Here is a 13261-nt window from a genome sequence, read left to right as displayed (position 1 = left end):
TCAGCTGGCCGCGATCAACTGCAGTGCTACGGCAAACATCATCACCGCCACCAACAGATCGAGAATTCGCCAGGTGCTGGGGCGGGCGAGCCACGGTGCCAGCCATGCCGCACCGAGGGCCAAGGTGAAAAACCACAACAGCGAGGCACTGGCCGCGCCGACTACATAAGCGCCGGGCTCGGTTTGTTGAGCGCCCAGGGAGCCGATCAGCAAAACGGTGTCCAGATAGACGTGTGGGTTGAGCAAGGTCACTGCCAGCGCGCTGAGCATGACCGCCCGCAACGAGCGTACGGTCTGGCTTTCGCCCTGCTCAAGGCTCTGCTTCGAAAAGGCCCGGCGCAACGCCTGGCTGCCATACCACAACAGAAACGCTGCGCCGCCCCAACGGGCGATGGCCAGCAGTGTCGGATTTTGTGCCAGTACCGTCGCCAGGCCGAATACCCCGGCTGCTACCAACAGGGCGTCGCAAGTCACGCAGAGTGCTGCCACCGGCAGGTGATGTTCACGCCGCAGGCTTTGCGCCAGGACAAACGCATTCTGGGTGCCGATCGCCATGATCAGGCCGAAGGCCACCAACAGGCCGTTCACATAACTTTGCCACATGATTTTTTACTCCGCGTTGGCTGCCAGATCCCGCAACACTTGCAGGGCACGGTCGGCGTCGGCCTGGCCGACAAACAAATGGTCGTGGTAGTAGCCGGCAATCACGTTGCAGCTGATTCCTGCCTGGCCAAGCGCCGTGGCGAATGCGGCGGTCAGGCCGACCGCTTCGAGGGCCGAATGTACGTTCAAGGTGATCCAGGCGGCGATGTAGTCGAAGCTGAATCCGGCTTTTTCGGCGTGGGAACGTTCGAGGATCACGGTCAGGCCTTCCTGCTCGCGGAAGCTGCCGACAATTTCCAGATCCGTAGGCAACTTGCCGTCGCGCAAAGTGCAGAACACGTATTCGCCCGCGTTGAGTTGTGGGCTCATGCTGCGCAGCAGCGTTGCCAATGAAGTTTCGCCAGCCATGTGGGTGATCCTTGTTCAAGAGTTCTTGCTGGTCATTGTCCTTGTGAAGGCTGTATAAGAAAAACCAATCTTGCTGATCGCTCATTAGGAAAACTGATGTTCGACTATAAATTGCTTTCTGCCTTGGCCGCCGTGGTCGAACAGGCCGGTTTTGAACGGGCGGCCCAGGTGCTGGGCTTGTCGCAATCGGCGATCTCCCAGCGCATCAAGCTGCTGGAAGCGCGGGTTGGCCAGCCAGTGCTGGTGCGGGCCACGCCGCCAACGCCGACGGAAATCGGTCGACGGCTGCTCAACCACGTGCAGCAGGTGCGCTTGCTTGAACGGGATTTGCAAGGCCTGGTGCCGGCGCTGGATGAAGAGGGCCTGCCGGAACGCCTGCGGATCGCCCTGAACGCCGACAGCCTGGCCACTTGGTGGGCGCAGGCCGTGGGGGCGTTTTGCGCCGAACAGCATCTGCTGATGGATCTGGTGGTCGAAGACCAGACCGTCGGCCTCAAGCGCATGCGCGCCGGTGAAGTGGCGGCCTGCGTCTGCGCCAGCGAGCGTCCGGTGGCGGGTGCGCGCAGCGTGTTGCTGGGGGCCATGCGTTACCGTGCGCTGGCCAGCCCTGCGTTTATTGCCCGGCATTTTCCGCAGGGCGTACGCGCCGATCAGTTGGCCCGAACCCCGGCGCTGGTGTTTGGCCCGGACGATTTCCTGCAGCATCGGTACCTTGCGTCTCTGGGCGTCGAGGGCGGTTTCGAACACCATTTATGCCCGTCCTCCGAAGGTTTCATTCGTCTGACGGAAGCCGGGCTGGGCTGGGGGCTGGTTCCGGAACTGCAGGTACGCGAGCAACTGGAAAGGGGCGTATTGCAGGAGCTGCTGCCAGATAAGCCGATCGATGTGCCGCTGTACTGGCATCATTGGCGTAATGGCGGCCAGTTGCTGGGTTTACTCACCGATCAATTGGTACGCGCATCGAAGCAATGGCTGGTGCCCTTGGAGCAGCAGTAAGCGTCAAGCTGCAAGCTGCAAGTGAAGCGCTTGCGGACCGTTTTTAATTTGCAGGGTGCAGCTTGAAGCTCGCCACTGCATTGGTTGGAGCAATTCATGAAGATTCTGGTTACCGGCGCAAGCGGCTTCATTGGCGGACGCTTTGCGCGTTTTGCCCTGGAGCAGGGCCTGGACGTGCGGGTCAACGGTCGCCGGGCCGAGAGTGTGGAGCATCTGGTACGCCGCGGAGCCGAGTTCATTCAGGGCGACTTGAGCGACCCGGAACTGGCGCGCGAGCTGTGTTCGGACGTCGAGGCCGTGGTGCATTGCGCCGGGGCAGTCGGTTTGTGGGGACGTTATCAGGACTTCCATCAGGGCAACGTCCAGGTCACCGAGAACGTGGTCGAAGCCTGCCTGAAGCAACGGGTTCGGCGGTTGGTGCATTTGTCGTCGCCGTCTATCTACTTCGATGGTCGCGATCACCTGGGCCTGACCGAAGAACAGGTGCCCAAGCGCTTCAAGCACCCTTACGCCGCCACCAAGTACCTGGCCGAGCAAAAAGTCTTCGGCGCCCAGGAGTTCGGCCTCGAAACCCTGGCCCTGCGCCCGCGTTTCGTCACCGGGGCCGGCGACATGAGCATCTTCCCGCGCCTGTTGAACATGCAGCGCAAGGGGCGCCTGGCAATCATCGGCAACGGTCTGAACAAAGTTGATTTCACCAGCGTGCAAAACCTCAACGAAGCGTTGCTCAGCAGTTTGCTGGCCAGCGGTTCTGCGTTGGGCAAGGCTTACAACATCAGCAACGGCACGCCGATTCCCCTGTGGGACGTGGTCAATTACGTCATGCGCAACATGGAAGTCCCACAGGTAACCCGCTACCGTTCCTACGGCCTGGCCTACAGCGTGGCGGCGCTCAACGAGGGTGTGTGCAAGTTGTGGCCGGGGCGTCCCGAACCGACGCTGTCGCGTCTGGGCATGCAGGTCATGAACAAAAATTTCACCCTGGACATCAGTCGCGCCCGGCATTATCTGGATTACGATCCCAAGGTCAGCCTCTGGACGGCCCTCGATGAATTCTGTGGCTGGTGGAAGGCTCAGGCTATTCGATGATGTCAGGACAACGACCCCTTACTGAACCGGAAACGGGACTTCAGGGTCAATGGTTACGGCTGCGGGGTTTATACTGCGCGGCATAAAGCCATCATGTGTTTCACTAAGGTTTATTCAATGTCCATGCGTAACGATGCCAACGACGACTTCGACGATGTACCGAGCCTGCGTGCAGACGTTCTCGACGACGATTTTCCGCCTACTGCGCGCACGGTCGTGCATTCGCGCCCGGCGCCGGTGGTGAAGGTCAAGGCGGCGAGCACCGGCCCCCTGTGGGCGTTGGTCGGGGCGCTGATCTTTGCGTTCGCGGGCCTGGCCTGGTGGAGCTTTCAGCAGATCTCCCTGATGGAACAGCAACTGGTGGCGACCCAGGAAAGCTTCGCGCGAATCAGTGAGGAAGCGGCAGGGCGCCTGCAGGATATTTCCGGAAAGGTTGTCGCCAGCCAGACCAGTGTCAACACCGACAGCGAGGCCTTGAAGCTGCAAATCCGCCAGCTGGAAAGCAAGCTCCAGGACCAGAGCGCCCAGCAGCAAGGTGTTGCCGGCCAGGCCTCGGACCTGGACAAGCGACTGGCACAGATGACCGCGCAAACCACCGAACTGGACAAGCGCCTGGTGCAGTTGACTGCCCAGGACACCGAACATCAGACGGTCAACACGCAGTTGCAGGCCCAGGTCAAAGCCTTGAGCGCTGAATTGGCCGCCCTGAAAAGTGCCCCGTCCGACGCCGAAAAACTCGATGCACAGCTGAAAAGCCTGGGCGCCGATATTGTCTCGCTGAAAAAGCAAGGCAACCCGAGCGCCGCCATCGAACGTCTTGAGCAAGACATGATCGTGCTCAAGAGTGAGCAGGACAACCGTCCGGCCGCCGCGCAGGGTTCGACCAACACTGCCGAGTTCGATGCCTTCCGCAGTCAGGTCACCCGCAACATCAACACACTTCAAGCGCAGATCCAGAACCTTCAACAGCAACTGCGCGCGCGGCAGTAATCGTCAATGGTGTGAGTATTTGTGGCGAGGGAGCTTGTCGGATCGCCGCACCGTCCCGCTCGGCTGCGCAGCAGTCGTAAATCGGGCACCGCGGTTTACCTGTGCAATCGCGGTGAATGGATTTGGGGCGGCTGCGCCACCCAGCGGGAGCAAGCTCCCTCGCCACACAAGCCCATCGCACCACAGCACTCCGTGTTTTCCTGAATATCCATGCACCCCCATTGCCGTCTACGCTCTTCAAACACCACCAGGAACGAGGGATGCGCAATGGGGTTTCTGCATAGGTTCGCCTTGTTGTGCGGCATTTTTTTGTTGTGCCTAGGCCAGACGCAAGCCGCCGGGACGGAAAAGGATGACAGCAAGGCGGCCATCGCCCTGCTGGAAAAAGCCCTGGCTTACTACCACGAGAATGGCGACAAGGCCTTTGCGGCGTTCAGCCGACAGGGAGAGTTTGTCGACAAGGACCGTTATGTTTTCGTGCTCGACACCAAGGGCGTGATGCTCGCCAGTGGCGGGCCGTCGTCGGCGCTGATTGGTCGGGACGTGTCGCAAGTGCTTGGGCCGGATTTGCAGAAAACCTTCAAGGACGCCCTGAAAGTGCCGGAAGGCAATGGCATTCAGCAGGCGGAATATCGCTGGCAGAACTGGAGCGACGGCAAGGTCGAGCGCAAGCATGTCTACTACCAGCGCATCGGCCAGCGGATTCTGGCGGTCGGTTATTACCTGCCACGAGCCTCCGCCGAACAGGCCATGGCCTTGCTGAACAAAGCGGCAACCGATCTGGCCAAAGACGAAAAAGGCACCCTGACGGCGATCAATTCCCTCAAGGGCGGCTACCTGCAGGATGACCTGTATGTGTTCGTCGTCGACCTGGACACCCAGTGTTACGTGGCCCATGGCACCAACCTGCGGCTGATCAATACCGACTTCAGCAAAATCCTGGACCCGGAAGGCAAGCCGGTGGGCGAGCCGATTCTGGCGTTGATGGCCCAGCAGGATGATGGCGAATACGAATACCGCTGGAAAAACCCGGTGACCGGCAAGGTCGAGAACAAACATGCCTACCTGAAGAAGGTCGGGCATTTTCTGGTGGCTGTCGGGTATTACAGCCCTTGAATGGTAGTGGCTGTTAGATCGCCTTCGCGAGCAAGCCCGCTCCCACAGTTGACCGAGTTCTTCATGAGCACGCGGTCAACTGTGGGAGCGGGCTTGCTCGCGAATACAGGCGACGCGGTCTATCTATCGAACCTTGTCCTCGCGCCCGCGCAACAACATGTTCGGCATCGCAATCGCCGCCGCCAGCCCCAGCAATGAAACGGCCGCACTCACCGTCAACAAATGCCGGAACGTCAACAACAACTCGGCACGCAAAGCGTTCTGCGCGTCACCCGGTGCGGCGTTCAAACCGTCCAGCAACACATTCCCCGAGCTGCCTTCGGCAATCAGTGACGAACTGGTCAGGTGCGCAAAACTCGAATCCTGTAACAACGCCAACAGCAGCGCCGACATCAACGCCACACCCACGGCACCACCCAGCGAACGGAACAGATTGGTGGTGCTGGTGGCCACGCCGATGTCCCGCTGCTCCACCGAGTTCTGCGTGCCGACCAATGACGTCGGGAACTGCATACCGGAGGCAATCCCGCAGAGCAGCATAAACAGACTGCTGACGACGAACGCCTGCGGCGGGCTGAATGCCATGCCGATAATCGCGACGGGCATCAGCGCAGCACCGGTAAGGATCATCGGTTTGTAGCGCCCGGTCACCGAGGTGCGGCGGCCGGCGAAATACGCGCCAATCGGCAAGCCCATGGCCAGCGGTAGCAGATGCAGGGCGGCACTGTCGGCACCGGCACCGGTGACGCTCTGGAAGCGCAGCGGCATCAATACGATCAGCGAGATGGCCTGGAAACTGGTGAAGAAAATCGTGCACCAGCACAGGATCGCGTTGCGGTTGGCGAACAGATGCATGGGCAACAACGGCTCCCGTGCCCGCCGCTCGTGAACGACGAACAGCCCCAGCACCAGCACCGCACTAGCCAGCAGCGCCAGCACTTCGGCGCTGCGCCACGAATGGCCCTGACCGACCTGGGTGATGCCCAGCAACAATGCCGTGAGCCCGATGATCATCAGCACGGTGCCCAGGTAATCGATGATCGGTTTGCGTTGCGGAATCGGCAGGCCCACCAGCGTGCGATGGGCCACCAGCCAGGCACCCAGGCCCAGCGGCAGGTTGATCAGGAACACCCAGCGCCAGGACAGGTATTCGGTCATGTAGCCGCCGAGCACCGGGCCGGCCACGCTGGCCACGGCATACATGCTGCTGAAATAGCCCTGGTAACGACCGCGCTCCCGTGGCGGCACGATGTCACCGATGATCGCCTGGCTCACCGAGATCATTCCGCCGGCGCCGATGCCCTGGAGGATCCGCGCCAGCACCAGTTGCTCCATGCTCTGGGCCATGCCGCAGAACACCGACGCCAGGGTGAACAGGCCCATGCCGAACAGCATCAGCTTGCGCCGCCCGTACAGGTCGCCCAGTTTGCCGTAGATCGGCACCGCCACGGTCATGGCCACCATGTAGCCGGAAATCACCCAGGCCAGCAGGCTGACATCCTTGAATTGCGCGGAAATGGCCGGCATCGAAACGGCGACGATGGTCTGGTCCAGCGCGCCGAGAAAGATTGCCAGCATCAGGGCGATCAGCACGCTGCGAATGGCCGGTTTGGGCGTTTCAGGCTGGTGGAGATTGGTCACGGGAAAACCTGCGGGCAGTGATTGACCCGCAAGTAGCAAGGCGAGCGGGGATGCTCGCCAGTGTAAGTCGGTAGGAAGCTATTCGATAGCCTCATAAGGAAGCCCGACGTAGTTTTCTGCAATGGTTTTTCGACCCGCCTCGGAGCCGACAAAATACTCCAGCTCCGACTCAGCAATGCGCTGGCTAAAGGCATCGTGATCTTCGAAACGGTGCAGCATCGAGGTCATCCACCAGGAAAACCGCTCGGCCTTCCACACCCGGCGCAGGCAGATCTGCGAGTATTTCTCCAGCAGATCAAGGCGATCTTCGCGGTAAACCTTGAGCAGGATATTGAACAGCGTACTGACGTCACTGGCCGCCAGGTTCAGGCCCTTGGCGCCGGTGGGCGGGACGATGTGCGCGGCATCGCCGACCAGGAACATGCGCCCGTATTGCATGGGTTCGACCACGAAGCTGCGCAGTGGCGCGATGCTTTTTTCGATGGACGGCCCCGTTACCAGTTTGTCCGCCAACGCTTGTGGCAGTCGCGACTTGAGTTCGTCCCAGAAGCGTTGATCCGACCAGTTATCGACATGATCGCTGGTGGGCACCTGCAGGTAATAACGGGTGCGTGTCGGCGAGCGCATGCTGCACAGCGCGAAACCGCGCTCATGGCGGGCGTAGACCAGTTCTTCATGGACCGGTGGGGTATCGGCCAGGATCCCGAGCCAGCCAAAGGGATAGATCCGTTCGAAGACTTTCAGGCTGTCGACGGGAATCGATTGCCGCGCCACCCCATGGAAGCCGTCGCAACCGGCGATGTAGTCGCAATCGAGACGATACAGCTCGCCGTCTTTCTCAAAAGTGACAAACGCTTCGTCGGTTTTCATGCCGTGGGGAACGACGTTGTCGGCTTGATAAATCGTCTGCGCGCCAGCCTCCCGACGAGCGGCCATCAGGTCGCGGGTAACTTCGGTCTGGCCGTAGATCATCACCGTCTTGCCGCCGGTCAACGCTTGCAAATCGATGTGCACCTGACGTCCGTCGAGGGCCAGTTCAAAGCCGTCATGCACCAGTCCCTCGGCGTCCATGCGCTGACTCACGCCGGCCTGACGCAACAGCTCTACCATGCCTTGTTCAAGCACGCCGGCGCGGATTCGGCCGAGTACATAGTCTGGGGTCTGACGTTCGAGAATGAGGGTGTCGATTCCGGCGTTGTGCAGCAATTGGCCGAGCAACAAGCCAGAAGGGCCGGCGCCAATGATGGCGACTTGGGTTTTCAGCGTTTTCATTGTTTTTATGACTCGCAAGCTTCACGCGACCAGGGCCGGTGAATGATTTTTATGGATCGAGTGCTTGCATTTTTCCCTTGCGGGTCTGTCAATTGAAGGTGAAAACTGAGCCGATAGCTGTACATTCTGCCAATCGGTGCGATTATCGCCCGTCATCTACTCCGAGGCCTGGATTGAAGTGATGAACAAGCCTGACCTGCCTTCGATTCCGGTGTTCAAGCTCTACGGTGAAAGCCTGGATTGGCCGACCCCGGACTTGCTGCACTGTGAAACCATTTCCAAACGCAGTCGCGAACATCATTGGGAAATCAAACCGCACCGCCACGCTGATTTGTGCCAGTTGCTCTTCGTGTTCAAAGGTCAGGCAGAGCTTGAAATCGAAGGCAAGCGTACGCAACTGGTGGAGCCGGCGATCCAGATCCTGCCTCCGCTGTCGGTGCACGGCTTTCGCTTTTCCGAAGACGTGGAAGGGTTTGTCGTGACCCTGGCCGCGCCGCTGATTGCCCACCTGCAGATGCAGTTGGGGCACTCGGTCAATGCCCTGGCCCAGGCCGAAAGTTACCCGGCAGGCAAGGACGCCGAGTACCTCAGCAGCCTGTTCAGTGCCCTGCAGAATGAATACACCAGTCATCAACCGGCGCGGGAAATGCTCATGCATTCGCTGGTCAGTGTGATCGTGGTGTGGGTCAGCCGCCAGGTGATCCAGCGGCGCACCGCCATGGCGCGACCGCAGCGGGCCCGGGAATACCTCAACGGGTTTATTCAGCTGGTGGAAGAGACCTATCGCCAGCACGTCAAGGTCGAGGACCTGGCCCATCGGTTGGGGATTTCCGTGTCGCACCTCAACGGCACCTGCCGTGAGTTGGCGGGGCAACCGGCGTTGCAAATCATGCACGAACGGCAATTGCTGGAGGCCAAGCGTTTGCTGACCTACACCAGCATGACCATTTATGAAATGTCCGACGTGTTGGGGTTTTCCGATCCGACCAACTTCACGCGCCTGTTCCGGCGTCGTGTGGGGATTTCGCCTAAGGCGTTCCGCGACCGCTTGAAGGCCGATCAGGACAACGAAGCCTGACCCCCTTCGTTACCGGAGGGCGTTGAGGGTAGCGTTGTGGGGGATGCAGCGCTCGAAGTTGCAGCTCGCGTATTCACGGGGCAGGTTGCGCAGTTGCTCGACGCGCCAGGCGGCAGCGCCATACAGCCCGAGCGTGACCGCACAGGTGATGAAAATCGCGAGGTATCTTCTTGTTCTGATGTTCATGGCGTTGACCTCTGAACCAATACCTTTCGGTATTACTTTGAGCATAGGTCAGCGCGGGTGAGTTACCAGCAAAGCGGGTACGGCAATTGACGCGGTATTCAGAACATTGATGCCCCCTTGTGGGAGCGGGCTTGCTCGCGAAAGCGGTATTTCACGCGCAAAATCTACGTCGGATGTACCGACCTCTTCGCGAGCAAGCCCGCTCCCACATTTTCGATCCGGTCACAGGCCGATATCCCACTCCGGTTCTTCCGGAAATCTAAGCACCAGAAAATCCAGCAAGCTGCGCAACGCCGCCGGCATGTGCTTGCGCGAGGCATACACCGCATACACGTTCATTTGCCGGGGTTCGGCCGCCGGCAGCAGGCGAATCAACTCGCCGCTGTGAATGTGCACGCCGGCCTGGTACGTGGGCAGCATCGCCACCCCGGCACCGGCGATCGTTGCGCGCAGCAGCGTGCTGGCCTCGTTGGCGCTGATGTTGCCCTGCACCGGTACAGAAACCTGCTCGCCGTCCTGCTCGAAATGCCACAGGCTTTTGCCGAAGTAGGAGTGGGTCAGGCAATTGTGCAGGCTCAGTTCCTCGACCCGTTGTGGCGCCGGATGCTCGCGCAAGTAAGCGGGGGAAGCACAGATCACCGAGCGGCAAACCGTCAGGCGGCGGGCGATCAGGTTCGGGTCCAGATCGTTGCTGGTGCGGATCGCCAGGTCGATGCGCTCATCCACCAGGTTCACGGTGCGGTCGAGCATCTGCATGTCGATGCTGACGCCGGGGTAGCGTCGGACATAGGCGGCCATGGCATCGGCGAGTTGCGCCTGGCCGAATGAGGTGCTGACGCTGATCCGCAGCAGGCCGCGTGGTGCGTCATCCGGTTCGCTGACGGCGGCTTGCATGTCGGTGGACAAATCGAGCATCTGCCGACAGCGGGGCAGGATCTCGTTGCCGGCGGCGGTCAGGCTCAACTTGCGTGTGGTGCGATGCATCAGGCGCGCGCCGACCCAGTCTTCCAGTTCCGCCAGATACCGCGACACCACCGGCCGTGACAGCTCCAGATGATCGGCGGCGGCCGACTGGCTACCGAGGTCGACCACTGTGACGAACACGCGCATTGCTTGAAGACGATCCATGATTTGCCCGCTTTCAGAAACAAACTATGTTCAAGCATCGCATTTTTTGTACTGAGTCAGGCAACTAAGCTCTGTTCCATCGCCAAACAAGGCATTTGGACAACGGAGCAACAGATGATCGGTTTCACCACTTTAAAGCGGGTTTTGCTGGCAGGCGCCGCCCTCGGTTTCGCCGCCCATGCAGCCGCCTCGACCCTGACGCTGGATGTCTATAACCCCGGCGAAAAAGCCATCTTCCCGGTGACCTCGGTGCTGGTCAGTGGCGAGAAAGAAGCGATCCTGGTGGATGCGCAATTCGGCAAATCCCAGGCCGAACAGGTGGTGGAAAAAATCCGCGCCAGCGGCAAGCAGTTGACCACCATCTACATCAGCCACGGTGACCCGGACTACTACTTCGGCCTCGATACCCTGACGGCCGCGTTCCCCAAGGCCAAGGTCCTCGCCTCGCAACCGACCGTTGACCACATCAAGCGAACCGTCGACGGCAAACTGGCGTTCTGGGGCCCGAAAATGGGTGCCGATGTGCCGGCTAAAACCATCGTGCCACAGGTACTCAAGGGCGACAGCCTGATCCTCGAAGGGCAGAAGTTGCAGGTGATTGGTCTTGAGGGCCCGCAGCCGGATCGCAGCTTTGTGTGGATTCCGTCGATCAAGGCCGTGGTTGGTGGTGTCGTGGTGGCGCAAAACATCCACGTGTGGATGGCTGACACGCAAACGCTACAGTCCCATGCCGATTGGTTGGCTACGCTGCATTCCATTGAAACCCTGAAGCCGCAGACCGTGGTGCCGGGTCATTACCTTGGTGAGAGCGATCGCTCCCTGGCAGCCGTGCAGTCCACCGCCGCTTACATCAAAGCCTTCGACGAAGAAACCGCCAAGGCCAAGGATTCTGCCGCGCTGATCGCGGCGATGAAAAAACGCTTCCCGACCCTGGGTGATGAAAGCTCCCTGGAGCTGAGCGCCAAGGTCGCGAAGGGCGAGATGAAGTGGTAACCCGCCTCAACTGAAATCCAAGAAGCTCAACCCACTGGAGAACGTCATGAGCAAAATCGCAATCATCGGTGCCACCGGTCGTGCCGGTAGCCAACTGCTGGAAGAAGCCCTGCGTCGCGGTCACAGCGTTACCGCCATCGCCCGCGACACATCGAAAATCGACCCTCGTGAAGGTGTGGTCAGCAAGGCCGTCGATGCCCTTGATGCCGCTGCGTTGCAAGCTGCAATTGCGGGCCATGACGTGGTTATCAGCGCGGCGCATTTCGCCACGCTACCTGCCAGCGCAGTCGTTGGCCCGGTGAAAAAATCTGGGGTCAAACGTCTGCTGGTGGTGGGCGGGGCGGGTTCGCTGCTATTGCCCGATGGCACTCGAGTGATCGATAGCGAAGGTTTCCCTGAGGCTTACAAGGCAGAGGCCAGTGCCGGTGCCGAATTCCTCGCAAACTTGCGTGAAGAGCGGGATCTGGACTGGACCTTCCTGTCGCCATCGGCCGAATTTGTCGAGGGAGAGCGCACCGGGAAATTCCGCCTCGGTCAGGATGATTTGCTGGTGAGCAGTGAAGGGCGCAGCTGGATTACCTTTGCCGACTACGCGATTGCAATGCTCGACGAAGTGGAAGCGCCGAAGCATTCGCGACAGCGGTTTACAGTCGGTTATTGATGGCGTGGTTTAAACCATTCGGGAGCAAGCCCGCTCCCACACTTGATCACCGTCGTACACAAATAGTGTGTTCACGAGAGATCTACTGTGGGAGCGGGCTTGCTCGCGAAGCTTTTCAGCGGCTCTGCGCCTGCTCCACCAACCAGCCCATCAATTCCATCAACTTCGGCGAAGGCCCGGGTTTTTCGGGGAACACCAGGTAATACGCCAGTCCTGTTGTCACCTTCAATTCGAATGGCATGACCAACCTCCCGGCGTTCAGGTCATCGCCGATCAGCGACCAATCGCCAATCGCCACCCCCGTTCCCTGGGAAGCCATCGACATCGCCAGGTCCAATGTTTCGAAATGCTGGCCCTTGCCGACATTGGTCAAATGCACATCCGCCGCTTTCAACCAGGCCTTCCAGTCCCGTTCATCGCGGGTCGGGTGCAGCAGCAGGTGCTGTTGCAGATCGGTCGGTGTCTGCAGGGGCATGGGGCCTTCGAGTATCGGTCTGGAACACACAGGCGTGAGTTGTTCGTCGAAGAGTTTTTGCGACATCAATGAATCGTCCGGCGGTGCGCCATACATCACCGCCGCATCGAACTGCTCGCGATGAAAATCCACCCCGTGCTTGACCGTGGTGGTCAGTTCCACCGGCACGTCCGGGCGTTCCCGTTGCCATTGCAACAGACGCGGCAGCAACCAGCGCATGACGCAGGTCGGTGCCTTGAGTTGCAGGGTTTCGCGCTTCTCGCCGATCTGTTCAACGGCCTCGTCGATCAGGCCGAAAATCTGCTGGACCCGTGGCAGCCATTCCCGTCCCTCGGCTGTCAGGTCCAGGCCTCGGGCCAGGCGAATGAACAGCTCATAACCCAGATGATCTTCCAGCCCGGCGATCTGCCGACTCACCGCGCCCTGGGTGATGTGCAGCTGTTCGGCGGCCCGGGTGAAGTTGCAGCACTGCGCGGTAATCAGAAAGGTATGTAGCGCCGGCAGGGGAGGCAGTCGTTTCATTGGGATCCAAGGTATGACGTGAGGACATGGCTAGTATGACTTTTTATCCATTGTTGCGGCTACGTGTCGCCCGTTCCAATGAGGCCATTCCCGGGCCTGCGAA

At 60.1% G+C, this 13261-nt stretch carries 14 protein-coding genes; 7 read left to right on the top strand and 7 right to left on the bottom strand.

What is annotated here, in order from left to right; all coding sequences use genetic code 11:
• Both KGA85_RS11275 and KGA85_RS11270 read right to left on the bottom strand, forming a co-directional pair.
• Window positions 1-603 (bottom strand): LysE/ArgO family amino acid transporter, encoded by a 603-nt coding sequence (locus tag KGA85_RS11275; protein ID WP_223534393.1) that lies wholly within the window; start codon window positions 601-603, stop codon window positions 1-3.
• A gap of 6 nt (window positions 604-609) precedes the next feature.
• On the bottom strand, window positions 610-1011 hold the full coding sequence (locus KGA85_RS11270) for an ACT domain-containing protein (protein ID WP_223459629.1): 402 nt from the start codon (window positions 1009-1011) through the stop codon (window positions 610-612).
• A gap of 96 nt (window positions 1012-1107) precedes the next feature.
• Between KGA85_RS11270 and KGA85_RS11265 the strand changes: the two genes are divergently transcribed.
• From KGA85_RS11265 to KGA85_RS11250, 4 genes are all read left to right on the top strand, one after another.
• The gene (locus KGA85_RS11265; protein WP_223459627.1) at window positions 1108-2007 is read left to right on the top strand and encodes a LysR family transcriptional regulator ArgP; all 900 of its coding nucleotides are present in this window, start codon (window positions 1108-1110) and stop codon (window positions 2005-2007) included.
• Window positions 2008-2103: 96 nt separating this feature from the next.
• Window positions 2104-3096 (top strand): NAD-dependent epimerase/dehydratase family protein, encoded by a 993-nt coding sequence (locus tag KGA85_RS11260; RefSeq protein ID WP_223459625.1) that lies wholly within the window; start codon window positions 2104-2106, stop codon window positions 3094-3096.
• A 117-nt stretch (window positions 3097-3213) separates the two neighbouring features.
• Window positions 3214-4086 (top strand): ATPase, encoded by an 873-nt coding sequence (locus tag KGA85_RS11255; protein WP_223459623.1) that lies wholly within the window; start codon window positions 3214-3216, stop codon window positions 4084-4086.
• Window positions 4087-4353: 267 nt separating this feature from the next.
• On the top strand, window positions 4354-5202 hold the full coding sequence (locus tag KGA85_RS11250) for a cache domain-containing protein (RefSeq protein ID WP_223532190.1): 849 nt from the start codon (window positions 4354-4356) through the stop codon (window positions 5200-5202).
• Window positions 5203-5325: 123 nt separating this feature from the next.
• Here KGA85_RS11250 and KGA85_RS11245 read toward each other — a convergent pair whose 3' ends face one another.
• Window positions 5326-6843, bottom strand: a complete 1518-nt coding sequence (locus tag KGA85_RS11245; protein ID WP_223459619.1) for an MDR family MFS transporter — start codon at window positions 6841-6843, stop codon at window positions 5326-5328.
• A gap of 78 nt (window positions 6844-6921) precedes the next feature.
• Window positions 6922-8106: a 4-hydroxybenzoate 3-monooxygenase gene (pobA, locus tag KGA85_RS11240; protein WP_411741613.1), complete on the bottom strand. Its 1185-nt coding sequence runs from the start codon at window positions 8104-8106 to the stop codon at window positions 6922-6924.
• A 190-nt stretch (window positions 8107-8296) separates the two neighbouring features.
• Between pobA and KGA85_RS11235 the strand changes: the two genes are divergently transcribed.
• Window positions 8297-9193 carry a helix-turn-helix domain-containing protein gene (locus KGA85_RS11235; RefSeq protein WP_223459615.1) on the top strand — a complete coding sequence of 299 codons (897 nt, stop codon included), beginning with the start codon at window positions 8297-8299 and terminating at the stop codon, window positions 9191-9193.
• A gap of 9 nt (window positions 9194-9202) precedes the next feature.
• Here KGA85_RS11235 and KGA85_RS11230 read toward each other — a convergent pair whose 3' ends face one another.
• Both KGA85_RS11230 and KGA85_RS11225 read right to left on the bottom strand, forming a co-directional pair.
• Window positions 9203-9379, bottom strand: coding sequence for a hypothetical protein (locus KGA85_RS11230; protein ID WP_007986083.1), 177 nt, complete (start codon window positions 9377-9379; stop codon window positions 9203-9205).
• A 222-nt stretch (window positions 9380-9601) separates the two neighbouring features.
• On the bottom strand, window positions 9602-10507 hold the full coding sequence (locus KGA85_RS11225) for a LysR family transcriptional regulator (RefSeq protein WP_223459613.1): 906 nt from the start codon (window positions 10505-10507) through the stop codon (window positions 9602-9604).
• A 114-nt stretch (window positions 10508-10621) separates the two neighbouring features.
• On the opposite strand from KGA85_RS11225, the gene KGA85_RS11220 reads away from it, so the two are divergent.
• Window positions 10622-11500, top strand: coding sequence for an MBL fold metallo-hydrolase (locus tag KGA85_RS11220; RefSeq protein WP_223459611.1), 879 nt, complete (start codon window positions 10622-10624; stop codon window positions 11498-11500).
• A gap of 46 nt (window positions 11501-11546) precedes the next feature.
• A complete protein-coding gene (locus KGA85_RS11215) occupies window positions 11547-12161 on the top strand; it encodes an NAD(P)-dependent oxidoreductase (RefSeq protein WP_223459609.1) in 615 nt (204 codons plus the stop codon).
• A 115-nt stretch (window positions 12162-12276) separates the two neighbouring features.
• Here the strand turns inward: KGA85_RS11215 and KGA85_RS11210 are convergent, their stop codons facing one another.
• Window positions 12277-13158 (bottom strand): LysR substrate-binding domain-containing protein, encoded by an 882-nt coding sequence (locus KGA85_RS11210; RefSeq protein WP_223459607.1) that lies wholly within the window; start codon window positions 13156-13158, stop codon window positions 12277-12279.
• Window positions 13159-13261: the final 103 nt, after the last annotated feature.

Source organism: Pseudomonas sp. GL-B-12 (genome assembly GCF_019955895.1).
Lineage (GTDB): Bacteria > Pseudomonadota > Gammaproteobacteria > Pseudomonadales > Pseudomonadaceae > Aquipseudomonas.
The sequence above is the reverse complement of the archived record's forward strand: the minus strand, read 5'-3'. Positions and strand labels throughout refer to the sequence as shown.

What these genes read in the sequence shown, in the direction of transcription:
- KGA85_RS11275 (WP_223534393.1), bottom strand. Translation starts at nt 603, where the DNA reads ATGTGGCAAAGTTATGTGAACGGCCTGTTGGTGGCCTTCGGCCTGATC.
- KGA85_RS11270 (WP_223459629.1), bottom strand. Translation starts at nt 1,011, where the DNA reads ATGGCTGGCGAAACTTCATTGGCAACGCTGCTGCGCAGCATGAGCCCA.
- KGA85_RS11265 (WP_223459627.1), top strand. Translation starts at nt 1,108, where the DNA reads ATGTTCGACTATAAATTGCTTTCTGCCTTGGCCGCCGTGGTCGAACAG.
- KGA85_RS11260 (WP_223459625.1), top strand. Translation starts at nt 2,104, where the DNA reads ATGAAGATTCTGGTTACCGGCGCAAGCGGCTTCATTGGCGGACGCTTT.
- KGA85_RS11255 (WP_223459623.1), top strand. Translation starts at nt 3,214, where the DNA reads ATGTCCATGCGTAACGATGCCAACGACGACTTCGACGATGTACCGAGC.
- KGA85_RS11250 (WP_223532190.1), top strand. Translation starts at nt 4,354, where the DNA reads ATGGGGTTTCTGCATAGGTTCGCCTTGTTGTGCGGCATTTTTTTGTTG.
- KGA85_RS11235 (WP_223459615.1), top strand. Translation starts at nt 8,297, where the DNA reads ATGAACAAGCCTGACCTGCCTTCGATTCCGGTGTTCAAGCTCTACGGT.
- KGA85_RS11230 (WP_007986083.1), bottom strand. Translation starts at nt 9,379, where the DNA reads ATGAACATCAGAACAAGAAGATACCTCGCGATTTTCATCACCTGTGCG.
- KGA85_RS11225 (WP_223459613.1), bottom strand. Translation starts at nt 10,507, where the DNA reads ATGGATCGTCTTCAAGCAATGCGCGTGTTCGTCACAGTGGTCGACCTC.
- KGA85_RS11220 (WP_223459611.1), top strand. Translation starts at nt 10,622, where the DNA reads ATGATCGGTTTCACCACTTTAAAGCGGGTTTTGCTGGCAGGCGCCGCC.
- KGA85_RS11215 (WP_223459609.1), top strand. Translation starts at nt 11,547, where the DNA reads ATGAGCAAAATCGCAATCATCGGTGCCACCGGTCGTGCCGGTAGCCAA.
- KGA85_RS11210 (WP_223459607.1), bottom strand. Translation starts at nt 13,158, where the DNA reads ATGAAACGACTGCCTCCCCTGCCGGCGCTACATACCTTTCTGATTACC.